We start from the raw sequence: 23,308 nt of genomic DNA on the forward strand, positions 1-23,308 counted from the left end.
AAAATCACGAATTAAACCAACCTGACACAGTATCCATTAAGTTTTTAAAGAACGTTTTCACACTTTCCCAGAAGCCTTCGTTCTCGCTAATGAACGTGCCGAATTTTTCCTCGATGTCTTTGCTTAAGTCGCTTAACTGCTGTGACCATTGATCAAAGTCGATATTTAAGTTTGAAATGCGATCCATTAAGTCGGTCAATAGCTGACGGTCTGCTTCTGATAATTCAATTTGGAACTTCGATAGCTGCTCCGATACGATTTGCTCAACGTCCTCGCGCGTCGCCGGGTTCAGTTCAGCAATTTGCTGTTTAATTGATGTTAATAATTCCGCTACGACTGCATCATCAATACCAGCGTTTTCAGTAATTTGTGTCGCAATTGATAATTCGTCGTTAGCAACGTCTGTACGCTCGATATCAAGTTTCTCACCCGTAGATACCTCATATGCTTTATAAATGCCTACAAGCGCTGAATGACCTGTTACAGGGTTCGGTGCAGCAACTTCGACTAATGCGTTTTTAATGCCGGCTGTTAACATTGCTGACGCATAAACTTCTGACGTAATTTGCGTTATGTTTGACGGTGTCACGATATCGATTACAAGTCCTTCTCCTTCGTTACGCTGCGTAATTTTTGCTGATGAGAACATGCGGGCGTTCGGGTTGCCGTCCTTAATGTATTTCACTAAATCTTGACCAGATACTGTAATTTCTTCAACTGCACTAGAACTCGTAATTTCAAGTGCATTTTTCACCGTTTCTTTTTGCTCAGCCGTTAAGTTTGCCCCGTATACAACGATTGGTACGCCAAGCTTTTCGTCAATTACGCCTGTGTTGGCACTCGCTGCAGTCATCATCGAAAATGTTAAAGCGACTGCTGTTATTGTTGTCATTACTTTTTTCATATTAAACTCCCCTATCGTAGAAACGTTCTCGTCACAAAGCTGATGATGCGTTGTTCGCTTCATGCGGCTCGCTTTCCCGGGGCCCGGCTCAAGCCTCCTCGTCGCTCGTACCTCACGACTGCGGGGTCTTGATGCTCGGGCTTTTCCCCGTGGAGTCTCGCCGCTTCGCTTCCAACATTTACTGCATCACACACTTTATCTACATCATCATATGCATTGTAGTTATTAACTATTTTTCCTTAAATGTATACGTTCGTAAACATGAAAAGTTCCATTTCGCAAAAAAATGGTAGAGGTCTGCATATCGCTTCCTCTACCATGTATGATTAAACGATTTCTGTCCAACCGTCTTTTTGTGTAATTTTACGCTCTTTCATTAACGTACCTAGCGCGCGTTTGAACGATGCTTTACTCATATTAAACATATCTTTAATTTCATCTGGTGATGATTTGTCGCCAAATGGCATGCGTCCGCCAACATCTTGTAAATACGCTAACACTTGCTCTGCATCGTCGCTTAAACGCTCGTGCTTACGCGGTAAAAGAGAGCCGTTCATTGAGCCATCTTCTTTTACGTCGATAATGCGCACGCTAATGTCTTGCCCTAAACGCGGCTCTGCTTTTCGCTCTGTTTCGTGTACGAAAATACGGAACGGCTGCTCAACACCTAGTAAGAACGTGCCGACTGGTAATAGACGGTACGGGCGAGCGATAATATTTTTGTTAAATTGGTCTTCGAGTGCGCCCTCGTAAAGATCCGCTACTTTTTCTTCTGTAATTAAACGACCGTAAAGGCTACCGTTACGATCTGGCTTTAACGTAATGTATAAGTGGTCACCAGCTTGCGGCCATAATTCCTCAAGCTTCGGTAAATCTTCTGCACGTACAAGCACCTCGCGTGACGTACCGATATCAACGTATGCACCTTCGTGTTTTACTGCACGTAATACACGTGCCCATCCGTATTGTTCCTTGCGAATTGTTGGAATCGCTGTCGTTGCGTGTAATTCACCGCGACGATCTGTATATAAAAACACTTCGACTTTTTCACCGACTGTTAATGGTTCAAGCACTTCCGATGCGTTTAATGAAATTTCCTTTGCACCGTTTGTTAAAAGCCACTTTGACCCTTCTTCTTTTACGACCGTTAAGCTGACAACGTCGCCAGCAGTTAATTCTATCATGTATATCCTCCTAGAGATGATTTGTTTTTAATTGTTGTAGCTGATGAAGTATATCTGGATTTTCTTCCATCACTTGCACTAAATCAGCAATGCGATCAATCGAATCCCAGCTTAAGTGATGTTCAATTCCTTCGACGTCATTGTATATTAATTGCTCGTTCACGCCAATTAAGCGCAAAAACTGCTCTAGTAGCTCATGACGCTGCACAAGTCGTTTACCGAGCTTTTGCCCTTTAGGTGTTAACGCTAAACCGCGATATTTTTCATAAATGAGATAGCCATCTTTATCTAATTTTTGCACCATTTTCGTAACGGAAGACGGAAGAACAGCCAAAGCTTCAGCAATGTCAGATACACGAGCATAGCCTTTTTGTTCAATCAATAAATAAATTTGTTCAATATGATCTTCCATGCTTGGTGTTGGCATGTCGTCCCCTCGCTTTCGCTTTCGCATTCTTATGTCTTTAGTTTACTACAATAGCTAAAAAAAAGTGTAGGCAATGTCGTTATTTGTATCTTTCTTGTCATAATGTCTCAAAACATATGTGAATTAGCGATGCGCTAACTCAACTCCATATAAAAAGGAATGCCCACAATAATGTGAGACACTCCTTGACCTATTTATTTATGCTTCGGTTGACGAGCAACGATATGAATCGCTCGGATAATTTCTCGGTTAATCATTTCAACATTTTCAGGTGTATTTAATTCTTTAAACGCTTCGTCTCGCATTTTCGGGTTGGATACATATTTCGGTGGCAATGCATTTAACGTTAATGCATTTACGTCCATCTCACAAATAGTACAGTTACAAAAAGCCTGATACTCTGGGCCACGTAACATAAAACTAACTAATCCGCGTACGATTTCCTCTGTTACATTAATTAAAATTACATCGGATTGTGTCATTGTAATCGTTCCTATTCATCCTAAATTTCCAACAAAAGAGTTTCTACTTTTGCTTTCATCGTACTTCATTTTAACGATTAACTAGTACGAACGCAAGAAACTTTACTTTTGAACGCGCATTAATCGTAATGAATTTAGCACAACGAGCAATGTCGCGCCGATATCAGCGAAAATCGCAATCCATAGCGTTAGCCAACCTGGTACGACGAGCAAAATGGCAAGCATCTTTAAACCGAGCGCGAAGGCGATATTTTGTTGGATGATCGTTAACGTTTTACGGCTTAAACGAATTGTATACGGCAGCTTCGTTAAATCGTCCGACATAAGTGCAATGTCTGCCGTCTCTAGCGCTGTATCTGTTCCCGCTCCGCCCATCGCAATACCGATATTTGCCGCAGCAAGTGCAGGGGCATCGTTCACACCATCACCGACCATCGCCACTTGCCCGAACTTGTCTTGCAGCATTTTAATTTCTGCTAGCTTTTGTTCTGGCAGTAAGCTTGCGCGCACATTCGTCACGCCTAAGCGCTTCGCCATCGCATTCGCTGTACGTTCCCCGTCACCAGTTAACATAATCGTTTCCTTCACACCGTTTGCTTTTAGCTGTTGTAAAATAGCAGCACTTTCTTCGCGCACCTCGTCAGCTACTGCGATAAGCCCTAATAATATATCGCCTTCCACAACTGCGACAAGCGACTTTCCTTCTTCTTCATACACACGTGCTTGCGCAATGACTTCTGGCTGCACGTCCATCATCGCACAAACAGATGAAAGACTACCGACGTACACTTCGTTGCCATTTACAATCCCTTTTGCACCTTTACCTGTAACAGACTGGAACTGCTCGACGCTCGGAATGTGCAGCTCCTTCACGAACGCATAATGTAAAATGGCACGTGCGAGTGGGTGCTGCGATTTCGTTTCGACTGCTCCGGCAACTTGCAATAAGCGCTCCTCATCGTGCGTATATAAATTCGTTACAGCAGGCATTCCTTTTGTGAGCGTGCCTGTTTTATCAAACGCCATCGCCTCAACGTGTGCGAGTGCCTCTAAATATACGCCGCCTTTAATGAGTACACCTTGCTTCGCCGCATTGCCAATCGCCGTTACGATCGCAACAGGTGTTGAAATAACGAGCGCGCACGGACAACCTACGACGAGTACTGCAAGCCCTTGGTAAATCCAATGTGACCAGTCACCTGTAAATAGCGGTGGTACGACTGCAACGAGCAGCGCAATGAACATAATAATCGGCGTATAAATTTTCGCAAAGCGGTCGACAAACTTTTGTGACGGCGCCTTTTCTTGCTGTGCTTCTTCAACTAAATGAATAATTTTTGCAATCGTCGTGTCATTCACATGCTTTGTAACACGTACTTCCATTGCCCCTTCTTCATTGAGCGTGCCGGCAAATACCGCATCACCGACTTGCTTTAGCACCGGCATCGCCTCACCTGTAATCGACGCCTCGTTTACAGTCGATTGCCCCGACACAACAATACCGTCCATCGCAATTTTTGAACCCGGCTTAATAATAATGACGTCCCCGACTGCAAGCTGCTCTGTTTCGACTTCCACTTCATGTGCATGATCGCCGTGTGCGACTTTTTTCAGTGCTGTCGCCGGTGCAATATCCATTAGCTGACGAATAGACTGGCGTGCTTTGTTCATCGAGTACGCCTCAAGCGCCTCACTAACCGCAAATAAAAATACGACGATTGCCGCTTCTTGCCACTCACCGATAATGGCTGCACCGATAATCGCAATTGTCATGAGCGTTTTCATATCAAACTGTAGCTTTATTAAATTTTGGAAGCCGACTTTAAAAATGTCGATGCCACCAAAAAGAATCGCTGCTCCGAAAATCCAAGGCGCTATTTGTGGCGCAATGCTCGTCATGCTGTAGCCGATTGCGACAAATAATAGTGCAACAACGGCGAGCTTATTTTCACGACGTTTCCAAAACGGCGTCGTCACCTCGATGCTGCGAGACGTTGCTGGTACGACTTTAATGTTATCAAATGCCCCTGCTTCCTCTAGCTCCTCGATCGTCGCTGAGCCTGTCACCGTTAGTTTCGCTGCGCCGAAATTAATTTTTACGTCCTCGACATTTGGCAAGCTTGCGACGTTTTTTTCAAACTTTGCCGCACAGTTTGCACACGATAAATTTTGTAGACGGTATTGCTCTGTTGCCATAAGTCTCACTCCTTCGAATGCGTATACGCGACGTCAATCATTTGGCGTACATGCTCATCTGCAAGCGCGTAATAAATTTGCTTCCCTTCACGTTCTGAAACCGCTAAACCGTGCTCGCGCAAATAGCGTAAATGGTGCGATGCGGTCGCGTTTGAGCTGCCGATAATCGCGGCGACGTCACAAACGCAAAGCTTTGGCGCAAGCGTTAGTGCAAACGCGATTTTTAAGCGTGTTTCATCGGCGAGTGCTTTGAAAATTTGTAGCGTTTTTGTTAGTTCTGGTAGTTGTTGCTGCACGTGTTGTACAACGTCCTCATGCTGTTCGACAATGTCACATACGTCTTTCATTCGCTCACCTCATTCAAATGATCGTTTGAATGTATTGTACACTGTTTCGCAACAATATTCAAATGATTGTTTGAATGAAAAAATGCTTAAAGTTGCTTTTCATGTCGAGGCAAGCTTTCCGTGGACTCGGAGGCGAATACGACGTTGGTCATGAAGGTGTTGCTACATGGACATAGCTTCTACCGCCTTCCTCAAGCAACATTTATGTGTCGCATCGAACTCGCAAGGATCAGTTAATATGCAACAAATGATGTCGCCATAGTATATCGAGCCATTCGTAATAAAATAAAAAATGCTACAGAGAATCATCTCCGTAGCATACTATCAAGCATATACGCAACGAGCATCGCAACGGCACTGTAGCTAAGCATGCGCACAACGTACAATGCCGCTTCTTTTTTACTCGTTTTCGCTAGCTGTACAGCGTCTAGCGTAAATGTCGAAAACGTCGTATACGCTCCGAAAAAGCCAATTGCGATCAGCAGCTGTTGCCAATCAGTCGTCATATATGGCATAAAGAGGACGAGCAAAAAGCTGCCACTCACATTAACAAATAACGTCGCCCGCTCTTTTTTCGCAAAAACATTAAACATTAAAAACCGCGCAATGGCTCCAAAAAAACCACCGATACATACGTATAAAAGCTCCATCATCGCTTACCGACCACCGTTCCTCCAATTGCCGCTACGATGCAACAAAACGTCATCACTACGACGTACATGAAGCCGCGCAATATAGACTGCTGAAACAGCACAAATGCATCGTACGTCACGCTTGAAAACGTCGTAAATGAGCCAAGCATACCAGTCATAACAAATAAACGAATAACTTGCTCATTGCGCTTTCCGCTTACCCGTTCATGCAAATACGCTAAACAAAAGCTGCCGACGATGTTCGCAACGAAAAGTGCCGCTCCTGAAAACGACGCGATGCATACGTAACGAAGAGCGACACCGCATGCGCCACCACATCCGACAACGAGCGCCGCAACTACTCGATGACTAAGCCGATTGGACAATGGTCGCTCCCTAACATATGTGCATCAATCGTTGCGTGCTGTACGCGTGGCATAATGCGCTCCGATGCGATGAAATAGTCGATGCGCCATCCAATGTTTCGCTCGCGTACTTTCGCCATGTACGACCACCATGTATAATGGTCGATTGCATCTGGATGCAGCGCGCGGAACGTATCGACGAAGCCTGCTGCGAGTAAATTCGTCATCGCCGCTCGCTCCTCGGTTGTAACACCTGAATTGCCTTTATTTGATTTTGCATTTTTCAAATCGATGTCGGTATGCGCGACATTTAAATCACCGCAATAAATGACCGGTTTTTGCGCGTCGAGCTGCTTTAAATAAACTGCAAGCTTTTCCTCCCACGCTAATCGAAACGGCAGCCTTGCTAAGTCGCGCTGTGCGTTTGGCGTGTACACATTGACTAAAAAGAAGTCCGCATATTCGAGCGTAATAATGCGTCCTTCTGCTTCTGTTTCGTCGTCGCCAACACCGTAGCGCACTGACATCGGCGTATGCTTCGTGAAAATCGCTGTTCCCGAGTAGCCTTTTTTCTCGGCATAATTCCAATATTGCTCGTAGCCGTCTAGCTGCAAATCAACTTGACCGGCTTGGCATTTCGTTTCTTGCACGCAAAAAAAGTCTGCATCGACTGCGTGAAAATAGTCGACAAAGCCTTTCGTAATGCATGCACGAATGCCGTTAACGTTCCATGATACAAACTTCATATGTTGTTTCCTTTCCAACGAACAGATGCCATTTGAATGCAGCTGCACCCAAATGGCATGTTGTTTTGAACAAATTTTATACGACTTGATTAAAGCTTTGCAACTGGCAGTGCGCGATTTTACGGCTCGCTTTCCTAGGGCTCGGCTCAAGCCTCCTCACCGCTAGCGGTTGCGGGGTCTTGAGTCACGAGCTATTCGCACGCGCTCTGCCATGACAATACCGCATTGATTTTAGTTTTACAGTTAAAAACAAGCAACTCCACTTTAATCACCGTGCTTCGATCGCCAGCACGTAAAATTAATTTTCGTTCATCGCTAGCTCATCACCAACGATTTTTACTTCCATTTCAAGCTCGATGTCGAATTTTTCTTTTACGACTTGCTGCACCATTTGAATCGTCGCAATGTAATCTGATGCTGATGCGTTCCCTTTATTGACGATAAACCCAGCATGCTTCGTTGACACTTCCGCACCGCCGACACCTTTACCTTGTAAGTCGCTATCTTGAATAAGCTTACCTGCGAAATGCCCTGGTGGACGCTTGAACACGCTACCTGCTGACGGGTATTCGAGTGGTTGCTTCGACTCGCGCTGGTGCGTTAAGTCCGCAATTTTCGCATCGATTTGTGCTTGATCACCGCGCTGTAAGTCGAACTCCGCTGATAATACGTAATAGCCCTCTGTCGCGATAATGCTTTTACGGTAGCCTAGCTGTAGCTCGTCTTTTGATAACACGAGCAGCTCACCTTGCTTCGTTAACACCGTCACTTGGCGCGTTACGTCTGCCATCTCGCCGCCGTACGCACCTGCATTCATCGCCATCGCTCCGCCAATTGAGCCTGGAATGCCACAAGAAAACTCTAAGCCTGTTAACGTGCTTGCCGCTGCTGCTTTTGATACGTCTTTTAGCAATGCACCTGCACCAGCGTATACGTGCGTGTCCGTAATTTCAATCGTATTTAAATGAGCGAATGTCACGACGATGCCGCGCATACCGCCATCGCGTACGACCATATTCGAGCCGTTGCCGAGCATGAGCAGTGGAATGTTGTTGTCATATGCGTAACGCACGACGTATGTTGCTTGCTCCTCGTTTTCAGGCAATACGAAAACGTCTGCCGCGCCGCCTAGCTTCGTCATCGTATAGTTGCGTAACGGTTCATCTATTTTAATGTTTGTCACAGGAATTTTTTGTGCTAAATGTGCTGCCCACTGTTGCTTTGTCATGATTTCCCTTCCTATCCTCTCATTACAGCCAGTTTTTTGACCAGTTTTCAATTTCACGAATGGCGCCGCTTAATGCGAGCCCTTTGTCCGTCAATGTATATTCTACACGAACAGGCACTTCTGAGTACACTGTTCGCAGCACGATACCTTCTTTTTCTAGCTCCTTCAAACGCTCCGATAATAAGCGTCCGCTAATCGGTAGCGCAGATTCAATCGCATTAAAGCGCTGCGGTCCGTCTAGCAGCTGATACAAAATGAGCGCCGTCCAACGCTTGCCGATCATCTCCATCGCCTTTGCGAGCCTCGGACATAAAGCTGTTTCTGTCATCGTTTCTCACCTCTACTTTAGTATTGTACGCGCACAAACGCCAAAAGTTAATAAGTTATTTATATACACATAGTTACGTTTAGTAACCATTATAAATAGCGTATCATTTATTGTAAACGAAAAAAGAAGCATCCACGTATGAATGCTTCTTTAAAAATTTTGAAATTATGCGTTTACTGTTAAGTTTTGTGCTACTTCTTTTACTTTTTCTAAGCCAGCAGCGATGATCGCTTGTGCATCATTTTTAGAAGATGCGTGACCTTCGATGATCACTTCACCGATTTTTTCCATGCCATATACGCCGCCAATTACATTGTTAATATAATTTACTGACATTTCAGTTGCCGCCATTTGTGGTGTTGAGTAAATGCCGCCACGTGCGTTTAACACAACGTATTTTTTGTCAGTCATTAAGCTAATTAATTCACCTTGCTCACCATATTTAAATGAATATCCAGCGCCGTATGTGTAATCGATGAACGATTGTAACGCAGCTGGGATCGTTAAGTTCCATAATGGGAATGCAAATACAACTACATCTGCAGCTGTTAACGCTTCACGAGATTTGTTGAACGCTTCTAAAGAGCGTGCTTCGCGAGTTGTTAATTGTTCGCCGTTTTGTGCTTTACCGAAAGCGTTAAATAATTCTTGACCGAAGTATTCTAAGTTTTCTTCAAATACGTCGAAAGTTGTTACGTTTAATGCTTCGTTCGTTGCAGCTGCTTCGATAAATGCGTTGTACATAGATGTTGATACGCCGTCTGGACGGTTGTTTGCTTTTACTACTAATACGTTTGTCATAATGATAGTTGCTCCTCTGTTTGCAATTGTTTATTTAAGCATGTTGATTAGCTTTCAACTAGCAGTACGCATACTGCCACAACAATACAGCTTAGATTTCGGTTTTATCGTTAAAAACAGCGATTCAGCCGTAAAATGATGGCTAATCAACAAACCTATTGTTAATTAAAAATTTTGTATGTGTTCAAATATCTCGAATCTGAGATATAAGAATTATGATAATATAGTTCTCAAAAAAATGCTACTATTTTGTTTTAAGACTTTAGGCTGAAATTATGAAGAGCTTTTTTACGGACGCTTTTGTTCGATGTTACAGTTTCTCGTTCGTATCGTTCCGTTAGAAGTCACCGTTCCACAATTGCGCTTTGCTATTTACTGCATGAAATTGAATACGTGCTCTAACTCCTTTAGTGTGCCATCGAGATCGTAGCACAAAGACGTTGCTCGAAACAAAAAGGCGGACTCCAGCGTGAAATTACAAGCTCACGCCACGCAGAAATCCTGCCTCGACGTGAAGAGCAACATAAAAAGCAGAAGAAACATATCGTCTCCTCTGCTTTCGTACAATTATTTTAATCCGTCTGTTAATACAGGCACGATTTGTTTTTTACGAGATACAACGCCTGGTAATGCGATGCGTCCGTCTACGATTTCAGCACCGAATGCTTTCGCTGCTGCTTCTGCTTGTGCACCAACTGCTACAGCTGTTGAATCGTTGTTTAAAATGTCTGTTACAACGAAGAAGAATAAGTCTAAGTTATTGTCAGCTACGTCTTTCGTAAGTAACGCAACTAACTCTTCTTGGCGACCTAATACGTCCTCGATATCTACTGCATTTACTTGTGCAACTGTTGCTTTATACGCGCCAAACTCGAAGCCTTTTGCGTCTAAAGATAATAAGTCTTCAAGTGATTTGTCTGAAAGGTCAGCACCTGCTTTTAACATTGCTAAGCCGTATTCTGCAGCGTCAACACCAGCGATTTTCGCTAGCTCTTCGCCTGCTTGTACGTCTTGGTCTGTGCATGTAGGTGATTTGAATAATAATGTATCTGAAACGATAGCAGAAAGCATTAAGCCCGCGATGTTTGCTGGCACTTCTACGCCGTTTTCTTTATAAAGTTTATTTAAAATTGTCGCTGTACAACCAACTGGCTCTGCGCGGAAATATAGTGGGTCAGACGTTTGGAAGTTTGCGATACGATGGTGATCGATTACTTCTAAAACGCGTGCTTCTTCAATACCTTTTGCAGATTGTTGGAATTCGTTATGGTCTACTAAAATTACTTCAGCGCCTGCTTCTACACCTTCTACTAAACGTGGTGCTTCAAAGCCGAATTTTTCTAAAGCGAATGCTGTTTCGTTGTTCACTTCGCCTAAACGAACTGCTTCTACGTCAGCGCCTAATTGCTGCTTTAAGTGCGCGTATACTAATGCAGATGTAATCGTATCTGTATCTGGATTTTGGTGTCCGAAAACTAAAACTTTACTCATGACAAAAAATTCCTCCTAGTAAGTTAATATACTTTCTATTCTATCATATTGTTGCATGCGCAAACACGACAACTTTCGTCAATATCGCATGTTTCATTCGCAAATAATGCTCTTTCCACCACTTTCTTCTTGATGCTTTTACTGAATGTATCACTCCACTATGCACAATTTCTCATTCGCGCATATTATTTACGTGCGATATGCGTTTTTTATACTTAAAGAAGTGAATTATCATTGCTTTTTACTAAATTTTTATTTTTCTCATAATGATACATACGTATGAACGAAATTCATGATTTTTTCAAGAATATTGCGTACATACGACAAAAGCGTTATTACTTGTCAATATTTAGCCAAAAATTCGTCGAAAAATGTCGAAATCTATAGTTTCAATTATTTCGTTACATGCTATAAATATGATATTATAAAACTCGTGTGTATTATTAGTGAGGAGAAGATGAATAAAATGTCAAAAAAGATGGAGAAAAAGTACATCCCGTTAGCTACTTTCTTCCAATCTGCAACGCAAAATGAAGTTACTTTAACTTTCGAGTCATTAGAAAATATTATGGGTCAGGCACTACCGAATGCGGCCTATTTAAATATGAGCTGGTGGAAAAAAACGAAGCCACCGTTAACACATTTCTTAGCTTGGACAAATGCAGATTATTATGTAGTAGATGTAAAATTAGGGAGTAGCATTACGTTTTCACGTTTAAATCCGTTTGAACATAATGAAACAGACGACTATAAAAATACAAATGCATTCGTGATTCGCTCGATTGAAACAGAGGATGCAAGACCTTATATTAATCTTTTAGAAGAGATTTATAATGAAACCGATTACTTACCGTATGCATCAGAAACGCGCCAATTAACTGTTCAAGGTGTGCGCAAAATGATGGGCGAATGGCGCAAAGCGAAAAATAGCACAGTGCTGCTATGCATTTTCAACGGACAATTCGCTGGCTACTTAGCGCTAACAGGTGACAATGCAAGTCGCCGCCAGCACGTAGCACACATTGAAATTGGTGTAAAAGAATCATTCCAAAAGCAAGGTGTGGCCACTTCACTGTTACAAACAGCAGAACAATGGGCACTTGACCGCAACATTACGCGCTTAGAACTATCGGTATGTTCACAAGATAAAGCAAGCCAACAATTTTTCGCAAAACATGAATTTATTGTAGAAGGTACACGCCATCAATCAATGTTCGTAAACGATACGTTTGTGGACGAATTATTTATAAGCAAATTATTAAAATAACAAAAAAGAGTAAAGCTGCGGCTTTACTCTTTTTTGTTATTAATGCAACGTGTTAACAAGACGTAAAGCCGGACGCTCTTGGCTCACACCTTCACGTTGAAATTGTTCATATTTGCGTCTGTTTTGTGCGATTGTACATTCTAACAACGTATGTAAAAACGTAAATACGACAGGCGTCATATTGAAAATTGATTTTTGCTTCGTTCCCATTGCGAATAAATGTGTCGTTGATGAGCGAAGTGGTGTCATCGCTGTATCAGCAACTGTAATGACTTTCACACCTTTACGTTCCGCTCCGTCGATAAACTTTACAAAATCAGCAGTTGGCTTTTCTAATGCAACAACGAGCATGACGCTATTTTGATCGAACTCCTGCGCCTCTTGCACGTACGTATGTGGGTCATCTAAATGCGTTACATTTGGATGCAGCTGCTGAAGCGTACCAACGAGCCAGCTTGCAATCGGAGTCGTTGATACAGTCGACATAATGTAAATATGCTGCGCCTCATCGATCGCTTTTGCTGCCCCATTTAATTGCTCGTCATCAATCAATTGAATCGTATCGATAATTGCTTTTGCGTCTTGATTCATTAAATTGCTCGCGTTTTTCTCGATGCTTTTTACTTTTGCATTCGAACCGTATGCGCGTGCTTTCGTTGGCTCAGACTGTAACAAATATTCTTTCATTAGCATTTGTAGCTCTGTATAGCCACCTAAATCAATCGCGTAGCAAAAACGAATGACTGTTGATTCACTTACACCAGCTTGTCTACCTACTTCTGCCGCAACGTGCTGGGCTACTGCGCGCGGGTTATCTAAAACGTATTGTGCCACTTTTCGTTGACCTTTTGAAAGTCGATGAAAACGTTTTCTCACTTCTTCATAAATCGTCATGCAAAACAACCTTTCTTCATCAAAATAATCATCTATAGAATGCCAAAAATCCAAAACAATGCGGTTTAAAGGAACAAGCTAGGATGATTAATGATTGTGAAAACGTAGCTTGCTTCTTTATTATTACGTGTACATGTACGTATTTTTAGTTACATTAACATTTTTAAAGTTTGAAAACAATGACTTTTCAGAAAAAACTTTATCCAACTAAATTAATGAGCTTTTTTCGTACATATTATTTAATATTCAAACAAATTCGAATAAAAAAATAACAGGGAGGAAGTTATAAATCCTCCCTTATTATCAATCTAATTCGATCTGTTTCGTTTCTTTTCCGAAAAATAATACTGCTGCAGCTCCGATTAAAATCGCTACACAGAATACGCCGAAAATGACGCTAATGTCATAGCCTTTCGTTAACATTGAACCTACTAAAAGCGGACCAAAAATACCACCGATTCGTCCGATCGCCGCTGCTGTGCCTGCACCTGTTCCGCGGTTAACTGCTGGGTATTGCTCTGGCGTATATGCATAAAGCGCACCCCACGCACCTAAGTTAAAGAATGATAATGCCATCCCTGCACCGACGAGCATAACAACTGTTTCCGCATTACCGAATATGTACGCACTCGCTGCTGTACCGATTAAATACGTAACGAGTACGAATTTGCGTCCGAACTTCTCAATGAACCATGCTGCTGTGAAATAACCTGGCAGCTGGGCAAGCGTCATAATAAGCACATATTTAAAACTCGTAATTAAATCGAACCCTTTACCTGTCATGACACTTGGTAACCATAAAAACATACCGTAGTACGAAAATACGACCGCAAACCATAGCACCCATAGCACGAGCGTTTGCTTGCGATACGGTTTAGCAAGTAAATCGCGCATGTTTTGGAAGACCGAGCGTTTTTTCGCTGTTGCTTTTGCTGCAAATTGCGGCGAATCCGGTAGCTTCATGCGAATGTATAGCGCGTAAAATGCTGGAATTGCCGTTAACACTAATGCGACGCGCCAACCGTAATCTGGAATGACGAAGTATGAAATGAGTGCACCGAGCAACCAACCTGCTGCCCAAAAGCTCTCAAGCAATACGACGACACGCCCGCGTTCTTTTGCAGGCACGCTTTCGGATACGAGCGTTGAAGCGACTGGCAGTTCTCCACCAAGCCCCATGCCGACGAAGAAACGCAAAATTAAAAATGCGGCGAGCGTCGTCGTTAATGCGGATAAACCACTTGCGACCGAAAATAGCACGAGCGTCCACATGAAAATTTGTTTGCGTCCGACTTTGTCTGCGAGAATGCCGAACAGCAGTGCACCGACTGCCATCCCGATTGAGTTCACACTTCCAATCCAGCCCATCTCTTGCGACGATAAGTTCCAATCGACTGCAAGCGCGGCGATCACGAATGATAAAATGCCGACATCCATCGCATCAAACATCCAGCCAACACCAGCGACGCCAAGCAGCTTATTGCGCGAAAGTGGCGCGGTCGATTCTTTTGTAGTTGTCATGTTGAGTTTCCACCTGTCTTTACACTTGAATTTACAATCTAATATATACTTTTTACATCGCGTTAACAACTAGCTGAGAGTGTTTTAAGAAGAATTTGTAACGTTTCCTATTTATAAAGCGTTTTCAAAGCAGAAATTTCACGTAATATGTTTCATTGTTTTGACAATTTTGTTTTTTCTATTGAATGCTTTCGTTTTTTGCGTTAGAATGTCTTTTATACAAAAACAACTGTTCTCGTCATACGAACAAAAAGGAGTTAACACCGTTATGTGGAAAGGCTTAATCGAAGAATATAAATCGTTTTTACCCGTTACAGAAAACACACCGGCACTTACATTAAATGAAGGTAACACGCCACTTGTTCATTTAGTAAACTTATCGAAAAAGCTTGGTATCGAGCTTTACGGTAAAATCGAAGGCGCTAACCCAACTGGATCATTCAAAGACCGCGGCATGGTTTTCGCTGTCGCAAAAGCAATTGAAGACGGCGCAAAATGCGTAATTTGTGCATCTACAGGTAACACATCTGCTGCAGCTGCTGCATACGCAACACGCGCAGGCATTAGCTCAATCGTTGTTATTCCTAAAGGTAAAGTAGCGCTTGGTAAATTAGCACAAGCGACAATGTACGGCGCACAAATTATCGAAATCGATGGCAACTTTGACGATGCATTAAACATCGTACGTCGAGTTTCTGAAACGACACCAGTAGCACTTGTAAACTCAGTAAACCCGTACCGCTTAGAAGGTCAAAAAACAGCGGCGTTTGAAATTGTTGATTCTTTAGGTGCAGCACCAGATTACTTATGTATTCCAGTTGGTAACGCTGGTAACATTTCAGCATATTGGAAAGGCTTCAAAGAATACAATGAAGCAAAACAAACAGGCTTACCGAAAATGTTCGGCTTCGAGGCAGAAGGTGCAGCAGCGATCGTACAAGGCGCACCAATCGCAAACCCAGAAACAATCGCAACAGCAATCCGTATCGGTAACCCTGCAAGCTGGTCATTAGCAGAAGCAGCTCGCGACGAATCAGGCGGTATTATCGATTCTGTAACTGACGAAGAAATCATCGCAGCATACAAATTAATCGCTGGCACAGAAGGTATTTTCGTAGAGCCAGGTTCAGCAGCTTCTTTAGCTGGTGTTATTAAATCAGTAGAAAGCGGCAAAATTGCACAAGGCAGCAAAGTCGTAACAATCTTCACAGGTAACGGTTTAAAAGATCCAGATACAGCAATGGGCGTTTCTACAGTAGAAGTCGTATCTCTTAAAAACGACGAGGACGAAATTCGCACATACATTGAGGGTACACTATAATGTCATGGCGTATTGTTGTACCTGGTAGTACAGCAAACTTAGGGCCAGGCTTCGATTCTATCGGGCTTGGTCTTTCCCTGTACTTACAGTTAGATGTCACACCGCAAGACACGTGGGAAATCGTTCACCTTTCTGAGCATTTGCCACAAAACATCGTCATTGAAGAGCATTTAATTTACTGTATCGCTAAGCAAGTAGCTGATCAATATAACAAACCATTACCGAGCTGTAAAATTGAAATGTCATCGGAGCTTCCGTTTGCACGCGGCTTAGGCAGCAGTGCCGCAGCAATCGTAGCTGGCATTGAAGTCGCAAACCTTTTATGCGACTTAAACTTAACGACGCAAGACCGCTTAAACATTTCATCACAAATTGAAGGGCACCCAGACAACGCAACAGCTTCTGTTTTAGGTGGCTTAACGATTTCGTCGATGACAAAAGACGGCATTGTTGATACGTTACACGTAAATAACGTCGACGCATCATTTGTCGTATTTATTCCGAACGTAGAATTAAAAACGTCTGAAGCACGCGGTGTATTACCAGAGCAGTTTGACCGCCCGTACGCAGTAGAAGCGAGTGCAAACGCAAACATGCTTGCCGCTTCACTTATGGCACGCGACTTCAAGCGTGTCGGTCATTACATGGAGCAAGACCGCTTCCACGAGCCGTACCGCGCAAAGCTTATTCCGAACTACGCGGACATTCGCACGGCAGCAAAAGAAGCCGGCGCATACGGTACAGCATTAAGCGGTGCTGGTCCGACGATGATTTCCATTATTCCAACATCGATTGAAGAGAGCTTTGTCGAAGCGATGAAACAACGCTTCCCAAGCTATGACATCGTGCTAACGAAAGCAGATGAGCAAGGCGTACAAGTAACATCAATCGCCGCTGTATAAGCACTAACCCACCATCTCAAACTTGAGGCGGTGGGTTTTTTTATTCCATTACACAAAAGCTCATTCAAAACGTAATCCAACTGCACCATGAAAGACAGCGATTCATTTTCACATTTATTCAACATACGTACGTCACCTTCCGACTTCCACAATTCAACCAAAATTCTCATTTTCGCTAAATTAATATAATTTTAAACTCGTTTATTCGTTTTTTATGTAGGGAATAGTTATAATATGAAAGTAACTTCATCAGTAAAGGGGAGATTTTATGAAAATCGCAATTATTGGTGCTACAGGCCGAGTAGGAAAAGATATTGTGCGCGAGGCATTAATGCGTGAACATGAGGTCGTAGCGATTGTACGAAACCGTTCGAAGCTACCATCCGATGTAGAAGCAAATATTACCGTTGTCGAGCGTCAAATTTTAGATTTAACACCACATGACTTTATCGGTGTCGATGTTGTCATTAATGCATTCGGTGCAGCGCAAGGCGAAGAGCATTTGTACGTAGAGTTTGGTAAACATTTCATCACCCTGCTAGAAGGCACAAATACGCATTTAATCACTGTTGCGGGAGCAGGTAATTTATTTGTCGATAGCGATAAAAAGCGTCGATTACTCGAAGAAGAGCGCTTTCCGAAAATTTATTTACAAACAGCACTCAACCAATTACAAAATTTACAGGACTTACGCAACTCAAACGTAAAATGGACGTTCATTAGCTCGTCCGAAATTTTAGATCCGTCTGGGCCACGTACAGGGCATTATATAAAAGGAAAAGACCACGTGCTATACAATTCACAGCTAAACAGCTACGTTAGCTATGCCGATTTTGCAGTAGCCGTTGTCGACATTGCTGAAAAGAATGACCATATTCAAGAGCGCATTACGGTCGCATCAGAAAACATTACGAGCGCATCGTAGCATACAAAAATAGTCTATCCAATATCAATAAGAGAATATATGTTGATGGTCGCGCTGTTGGCTCGCGTTCCTGGGGCTCGGCGGCGAACACGATGTTGGTCATGAAGGTGGTACCACATGGACGTGGCGCTCACCACCTTCCTCAAGCCTCCGCACCGCTCCTACGTCGCGGTTTACGGGGTCTTGAGGCACGAGCTTTTCCCCAAGGAGTCTCGCCATGCGCGTCCATCAACCGCCTCATGCTACAAATAAAGGGGTTGTGTTAACGTCCATTCGACTTTTAACACAACCCCTTTTGCTTATCTTTTCTTCTTTTTTTCAAGTTGTACTTTTATTACATACAAACAAACGTACAACCACGCTGCCGCAAGCATCCACCCCGCCAATACGTCGGTGAAATAATGACGGCTTTCAACGACGCGTGACAAGCCGACGAGCATCGCTATCACAATGCCAATGACCCACATAGCAATGATGCGTTTCGTTGTCTTTTTGCCGTGCGTCAGTAAAAACAGCACCGTCGCAATCCATAATAAACTTGCCATCGTATGCCCAGACGGAAAACTGTAGCTAGTTAACTGATCCACAATATTCGGTCTAGGACGCTCGACAATGTGTTTAACTGCTTGGTTAATACCGTAACCGCCAAACACCATTAAAAACGCAAACAACGCCTCTGAACGCTTTTTACGCCATAGTAAATAGCCGACAATGACAACACCTAATGCGACGACAAATACCGTCTCTCCTAAATAATGAAATAGCCCGATGATGTGCTGCCCAACAAGCACGTTCGAAGCCGCTTCATCTAATCGCTGCATGACGCTCGTATTGTACGTAAGCAGCACGATACAAAAAAATAGGACATACATACACGCTGATGTGAGCAATCGTTTATTCATGTAACCCCTCCTCAAAATAAATAAAAAAGGCTGCGCTACAAGCCATTTTGACTTGTTGCACAGCCTTTGTCGACTGAATTATTTTAATTCGTTTAAAATTTCGTCTAATTTTGCTGTTTCAGTTGTTACACCGTTAGCAGAGAAGTACCAGTTTACACCATCAAGGTAAACGATTTTGCCTTCTTTATAAGCGCGCGTTTGTTTAATGATGTCGTTTTCGATGTCAGCTTTAATTGCTTCTACATCTGAAACTGTACGGTCAACTACTAATAATACTTCTGGGTCTACAGAAAGGATTGACTCATAAGAGAAGTCCGAACCGTGAGAAGAAGCTTCGATATCTTCCGTTACTGGCGTGAAGCCGAAGTCATTGTAAGCGTATGCGAAACGAGATTCTGGGCCGTTATCGAAACCAGAAATTTTCTTGTCGTTGTACATCGCGATTAAAGCATTTTCATAGCCTTTTGCTTTTTCGTTTACAGCATCAACTTTTGCTTGTAAGCCCGCTTTTAACTCTTCAGCTTTTTCTTGCTTGCCAAAAATTTCAGCAGCTAAGTCTACTGTTTCGTAAACACCTTCGAAGTATTTTTCGTTGTCAGAACCGATGAACACTACGTTCGGTGTAATTTCTTTTAACTCTTCATAGAATGTGCTTTGACGACCAGAGATGAAAATAATGTCTGGCTCAGCAGCTGCTACTGCTTCGAAGTTGATCTCTTTTAAAGAACCAACGTCTGCAATTGCATCAGATGGCGCGTACTTATCTTTTAAGTGCGCTGGAATGTTACCAGAACCACCATTTGCTGCTACACCGACAATTCCTTCAACACCTAAAGCATCAAGTGTATCTAAGAAACCGTAGTCGAATGAAATAATACGTTTTGGTTCTTCTTCTAAAACAACATCTTCAAACACTAGTGATGCGCCGTCTTCTGTTTCACGACCAGGTGTTAAAGATTTTACTGTTAATGGGAACGCAGAATTTTCTTCAGTTGCTTCTGTTTCCGTTGCAGCTGTTTCTTCTGTTTCCTCTGCAGTTGTTGTTTCCTCTTCTTCAGCACCACACGCAGCAAGCATTAAAGTTAATGCAGCAGTTGCAGTTAAAAAACGCCATTTCTTCATTGTAATTTCTCCTCCTACATTGTCTCACTCATTCTATGAGAGTGATTATCGTTTTCAATTAACTACTCGTAATTCTATCGGAGCATTTACACTTTGTCAACATTGTTTTTTCAAAAAATTCACACAAAGTTGTCGAAATGCTCGATAGAACGTCTTTTATTATTTATTCGTGTGAATTGAAGTAAACGCAAATGCGGCAACCATCCTGCTCTTGAACAGGAATGTGCATGTCATAAACTTCCTTCAACGATTCTGAAGTAATAATTTCGTTTGTCGGGCCATCTTTCACGAGGCGACCATCTTTTAACGCGACGATACGATCTGAATAAACAGATGCGAAGTTAATATCATGTAATACGATAATAACCGTCTTCCCTAGCTCATCTACAAGCTTGCGCAAAATTTTCATAATTTGCACAGAATGCTTCATGTCTAAGTTGTTCAACGGCTCATCAAGTAAAATGTACTCTGTATCTTGTGCAATAACCATCGAGATGAACGCGCGCTGCTTTTGACCGCCTGATAATTCATCTAAATATTTGTACTGCATATCCGTTAAGTTCATATACTCGATTGCTTCATCGATTTTCTTTTCGTCCTCTGCCGTTAAACGACCTTTTGAATATGGGTAACGCCCAAATGACACAAGCTCACGAATTGTTAAGCGCACGTTAATATAGTTTGCCTGCTTTAAAATGGCAACGCGCTTTGCGAACTCGCTGGATTTAATTTTTTTCACGTCGCTGCTATCAAGTAACACTTCACCTGTATCTGAATCTAACAGGCGGCTTACCATCGACAGTAACGTTGATTTACCCGCACCATTTGGCCCAATGAAGGACGTAATTGTACGCGGCTCAATTGTCACAGACACATCTTCTACAACAGGTTTTTTCGCAAAAAATTTAGAAATCCCTTTAATTTCGATCATCCTGCTGACCTACTTTCTTTCAGTAATAAGTAAATGAAGTACAGTCCACCGATAAAGTTGATGATTACACTAATTGTCGTATTTAAATCGAATACGTGTAACACGAGGAACTGTCCACCGACAAGGGCAATAATACTAATTAAGCTCGCACCGAGAATTAATACAGAATGCTTGTACGTCGCTAAAAACTGATACGACAAGTTCGCAACAATTAACCCTAAAAATGTAATTGGTCCAACAAGTGCTGTTGACGTTGCGAGTAAAATAGATGATAACACGAGTACGTTCAATACACGCTTATCATAGTTAACACCTAAGTTTAACGATACGTCTCGACCTAAGCTCATGACGTCTAAATCTTTCATCATCGTCGCACCCCAAATGAATGCAACGACTAAAATGATCGCGGCGAATAATAATAAATCACCATTGACGTTATTGAAGCTCGCAAATAAGCGCGTTTCTAAGCTTAAATATTCGACTGGGTCGATAATAACTTGTAAAAATGTTACGAAGCTTCCGAGCAACGTTCCAATTACCATCCCTGCAAGAAGGAGTAAATAAATCGGATATTTATCTGCACGGAATAAGAAGCGATACAATAATAGCGCAAATAATACCATCGCAATTAATGACACACCGAAGTTTAAATAACGGCTTACAACGAAAATGGACGCTGAACCTAAGAAGAAGAAAATAACGGTTTGCACTACTTCATACATCGAGTCAACCCCGATAATCGAAGGTGTTAAAATTCGGTTACGCGTTACTGTTTGGAACATTACGGTCGCGTATGCAATCGCTATACCTGTAACAATCATCGCTAATACGCGAATGACACGCTTTGGAAATGCATAGCTAAAGCCACCTTGAATGTTGTAAAACAAGAAGCCCGCAATCGATAAAAGCGCAAGTACGACTAATACCGCGATTTTAATGAGGTTCGTTTTTTTCACATTACTTTGCATATGCTTTCCCCCTAAATAACATAACTAAGAAGATGGCACTACCGATTACGGCAACCGTCGTATTGACTGGAATTTCGTACGGATGCACAACTAAACGGCTGAAAATATCACATGCAAGTAGGAACACAACCCCTAATGCGACTGTATGCGGAATCGTTTTGCGTAAATTATCTCCTAAGTAAAGCGATACGATATTCGGTACGATTAACCCTAAAAACGGAATAACACCGACTGTTAATACGACCGTCGTTGAAATAATCGCCACTAGCACTAAACCGATATTTAATACCGTTTTATAGCTTAACCCTAAGTTTTTTGCAAAGTCTTCACCCATGCCTGCTACTGTAAATTTATTCGCGAAAATGTATGCAATAATGATCGCTGGCACGGCTACGTATAACAGCTCATAACGACCCGATACGACAAGTGTAAAGCTTCCCATAAAGAACGCTGTTACGTTTTGCATAAGGTCTGACTCGTAGGCGAAGAATGTCGTTACCGAAGAAATGATATTACCGAACATAATCCCGATCAGCGGTACGAAAATAACATCCTTAAACTTAATGCGATCGAGTAAATGCATGAAAATAAATGTCCCTGCTAACGCGAATGCAAATCCGAAGAAAATTTGCTGCATGTACGTTACTTGTGTAAAGAACACCATTGAAATTACAATACCTAGCTTTGCTGCATCTAACGTTCCTGCTGTTGTAGGCGATACGAATTTATTGCGGCTTAACGACTGCATAATTAAACCAGCAATACTCATACCTGCACCGGCTAAAATAATTGCCATTAAACGCGGAAGACGGCTCGCTAAGAAAATTTGCATCTCTTGCGACTCCCAGTCTAATAAATCGCTCGGCTTAATGTTAATAGCCCCTACGAACAGAGAAATGAATGACAAAATGACAGCTGCTACAACTAGCATCCATAGTCTCATTTCCTAAACCTCATTTATTCTATTTTTTATTTTCACAATGAAAATGATTATCATTGTATGTAAAGCCCATTATATACCCTTTTTTATTTGTTATTCAACCTTTGCTACTAATTGAGAATAAGTGAAATACTCACTTAAAGACTAATTAAACGTTTAAAACATAATAAAACGAACACGTTACAGTTTTAACGATAGTAAAATACTGTATAAAAAAATTTCATATTCAAAATATTCAATAATTATTATAAAGTGACAAGTTCGTCAGTAAAAATTATTATAAAAAAGCCAAGTGTGTTGATTAGCCATTTAACTGGCAGTTCGCGTCTTGAGGCACGAGCTGTTCCCCAAGGAGTCTCGCCGCACGCTCCATGCCACTACAATACTGCCTTCATCTCATTTTTGCTGCTGAAAACAACCGATTCAGCTGTATACAAGTAGCTAATCAACAGACCTGAAAAATTATTATAAAAAAGCATATGAA

24 protein-coding genes are annotated in these 23,308 nt (G+C 42.2%); 4 read left to right on the forward strand and 20 right to left on the reverse strand.

What is annotated here, in order from left to right; all coding sequences use genetic code 11:
* Nucleotides 1-4: 4 nt before the first annotated feature.
* The 13 genes from A6K76_RS00735 to A6K76_RS00795 form a co-directional block, all read right to left on the reverse strand.
* Nucleotides 5-904 (reverse strand): DUF1002 domain-containing protein, encoded by a 900-nt coding sequence (locus A6K76_RS00735; protein WP_066461226.1) that lies wholly within the window; start codon nt 902-904, stop codon nt 5-7.
* Between the two features lie 326 nt (nt 905-1,230).
* The gene (locus tag A6K76_RS00740; protein ID WP_066461139.1) at nt 1,231-2,088 is read right to left on the reverse strand and encodes a CvfB family protein; all 858 of its coding nucleotides are present in this window, start codon (nt 2,086-2,088) and stop codon (nt 1,231-1,233) included.
* 10 nt (nt 2,089-2,098) lie between these two features.
* On the reverse strand, nt 2,099-2,515 hold the full coding sequence (gene mntR / locus A6K76_RS00745) for a transcriptional regulator MntR (RefSeq protein ID WP_066461141.1): 417 nt from the start codon (nt 2,513-2,515) through the stop codon (nt 2,099-2,101).
* Between the two features lie 194 nt (nt 2,516-2,709).
* Nucleotides 2,710-2,997: a late competence development ComFB family protein gene (locus A6K76_RS00750; protein ID WP_066461143.1), complete on the reverse strand. Its 288-nt coding sequence runs from the start codon at nt 2,995-2,997 to the stop codon at nt 2,710-2,712.
* 102 nt (nt 2,998-3,099) lie between these two features.
* Nucleotides 3,100-5,193 (reverse strand): heavy metal translocating P-type ATPase, encoded by a 2,094-nt coding sequence (locus tag A6K76_RS00755; protein ID WP_066461145.1) that lies wholly within the window; start codon nt 5,191-5,193, stop codon nt 3,100-3,102.
* Nucleotides 5,194-5,198: 5 nt separating this feature from the next.
* Nucleotides 5,199-5,540: an ArsR/SmtB family transcription factor gene (locus A6K76_RS00760; protein WP_066461146.1), complete on the reverse strand. Its 342-nt coding sequence runs from the start codon at nt 5,538-5,540 to the stop codon at nt 5,199-5,201.
* Between the two features lie 305 nt (nt 5,541-5,845).
* Complete coding sequence (locus tag A6K76_RS00765; protein ID WP_245671927.1) at nt 5,846-6,193, reverse strand: fluoride efflux transporter FluC; 348 nt, start codon at nt 6,191-6,193, stop codon at nt 5,846-5,848.
* Entirely contained in the window at nt 6,190-6,558 is a 369-nt protein-coding gene (locus tag A6K76_RS00770; protein WP_066461150.1) for a fluoride efflux transporter FluC, read from the reverse strand. Before A6K76_RS00770 ends, A6K76_RS00765 begins: the two co-directional genes overlap by 4 nt.
* Complete coding sequence (locus tag A6K76_RS00775; protein WP_066461152.1) at nt 6,531-7,283, reverse strand: exodeoxyribonuclease III; 753 nt, start codon at nt 7,281-7,283, stop codon at nt 6,531-6,533. Before A6K76_RS00775 ends, A6K76_RS00770 begins: the two co-directional genes overlap by 28 nt.
* A 298-nt stretch (nt 7,284-7,581) precedes the next feature.
* A complete protein-coding gene (gene murB / locus A6K76_RS00780) occupies nt 7,582-8,511 on the reverse strand; it encodes a UDP-N-acetylmuramate dehydrogenase (RefSeq protein WP_066461153.1) in 930 nt (309 codons plus the stop codon).
* Nucleotides 8,512-8,533: 22 nt separating this feature from the next.
* Complete coding sequence (locus A6K76_RS00785; protein WP_066461154.1) at nt 8,534-8,839, reverse strand: winged helix-turn-helix transcriptional regulator; 306 nt, start codon at nt 8,837-8,839, stop codon at nt 8,534-8,536.
* Between the two features lie 165 nt (nt 8,840-9,004).
* A complete protein-coding gene (locus A6K76_RS00790; protein WP_066461155.1) occupies nt 9,005-9,640 on the reverse strand; it encodes an FMN-dependent NADH-azoreductase in 636 nt (211 codons plus the stop codon).
* A gap of 567 nt (nt 9,641-10,207) precedes the next feature.
* Complete coding sequence (locus A6K76_RS00795) at nt 10,208-11,131, reverse strand: manganese-dependent inorganic pyrophosphatase (protein WP_066461159.1); 924 nt, start codon at nt 11,129-11,131, stop codon at nt 10,208-10,210.
* A 466-nt stretch (nt 11,132-11,597) separates the two neighbouring features.
* On the opposite strand from A6K76_RS00795, the gene A6K76_RS00800 reads away from it, so the two are divergent.
* Complete coding sequence (locus tag A6K76_RS00800) at nt 11,598-12,398, forward strand: GNAT family N-acetyltransferase (protein ID WP_066461161.1); 801 nt, start codon at nt 11,598-11,600, stop codon at nt 12,396-12,398.
* A 39-nt stretch (nt 12,399-12,437) separates the two neighbouring features.
* Here A6K76_RS00800 and A6K76_RS00805 read toward each other — a convergent pair whose 3' ends face one another.
* Both A6K76_RS00805 and A6K76_RS00810 read right to left on the reverse strand, forming a co-directional pair.
* Entirely contained in the window at nt 12,438-13,292 is an 855-nt protein-coding gene (locus A6K76_RS00805; RefSeq protein ID WP_066461163.1) for a MurR/RpiR family transcriptional regulator, read from the reverse strand.
* 303 nt (nt 13,293-13,595) lie between these two features.
* Nucleotides 13,596-14,813 (reverse strand): MFS transporter, encoded by a 1,218-nt coding sequence (locus A6K76_RS00810; protein ID WP_066461164.1) that lies wholly within the window; start codon nt 14,811-14,813, stop codon nt 13,596-13,598.
* Between the two features lie 268 nt (nt 14,814-15,081).
* Between A6K76_RS00810 and thrC the strand changes: the two genes are divergently transcribed.
* From thrC to A6K76_RS00825, 3 genes are all read left to right on the forward strand, one after another.
* A complete protein-coding gene (gene thrC, locus A6K76_RS00815) occupies nt 15,082-16,134 on the forward strand; it encodes a threonine synthase (protein WP_066461165.1) in 1,053 nt (350 codons plus the stop codon).
* Entirely contained in the window at nt 16,134-17,036 is a 903-nt protein-coding gene (thrB, locus tag A6K76_RS00820; protein ID WP_066461166.1) for a homoserine kinase, read from the forward strand. The genes thrC and thrB overlap by 1 nt, the downstream gene beginning before the upstream one ends.
* 268 nt (nt 17,037-17,304) lie before the next feature.
* Nucleotides 17,305-17,961, forward strand: coding sequence for an NAD(P)-dependent oxidoreductase (locus A6K76_RS00825; protein WP_066461167.1), 657 nt, complete (start codon nt 17,305-17,307; stop codon nt 17,959-17,961).
* Nucleotides 17,962-18,260: 299 nt separating this feature from the next.
* Here the strand turns inward: A6K76_RS00825 and A6K76_RS00830 are convergent, their stop codons facing one another.
* The 5 genes from A6K76_RS00830 to A6K76_RS00850 all read right to left on the reverse strand — a co-directional run bounded on the left by A6K76_RS00830 (nt 18,261) and on the right by A6K76_RS00850 (nt 22,827).
* A complete protein-coding gene (locus tag A6K76_RS00830) occupies nt 18,261-18,863 on the reverse strand; it encodes a phosphatase PAP2 family protein (RefSeq protein ID WP_066461169.1) in 603 nt (200 codons plus the stop codon).
* Nucleotides 18,864-18,941: 78 nt separating this feature from the next.
* Entirely contained in the window at nt 18,942-19,985 is a 1,044-nt protein-coding gene (locus A6K76_RS00835; RefSeq protein WP_066461171.1) for a siderophore ABC transporter substrate-binding protein, read from the reverse strand.
* A gap of 163 nt (nt 19,986-20,148) precedes the next feature.
* Complete coding sequence (locus tag A6K76_RS00840; RefSeq protein WP_066461176.1) at nt 20,149-20,916, reverse strand: iron ABC transporter ATP-binding protein; 768 nt, start codon at nt 20,914-20,916, stop codon at nt 20,149-20,151.
* Nucleotides 20,913-21,884 (reverse strand): iron chelate uptake ABC transporter family permease subunit, encoded by a 972-nt coding sequence (locus tag A6K76_RS00845; protein ID WP_066461178.1) that lies wholly within the window; start codon nt 21,882-21,884, stop codon nt 20,913-20,915. The genes A6K76_RS00840 and A6K76_RS00845 overlap by 4 nt, the downstream gene beginning before the upstream one ends.
* On the reverse strand, nt 21,874-22,827 hold the full coding sequence (locus A6K76_RS00850; protein WP_066461180.1) for an ABC transporter permease: 954 nt from the start codon (nt 22,825-22,827) through the stop codon (nt 21,874-21,876). Before A6K76_RS00850 ends, A6K76_RS00845 begins: the two co-directional genes overlap by 11 nt.
* Between the last annotated feature and the right edge of the window lie 481 nt (nt 22,828-23,308).

The sequence above is a fragment of the Caryophanon latum genome, from assembly GCF_001700325.1.
Taxonomy (GTDB): Bacteria; Bacillota; Bacilli; order Bacillales_A; family Planococcaceae; genus Caryophanon; species Caryophanon latum.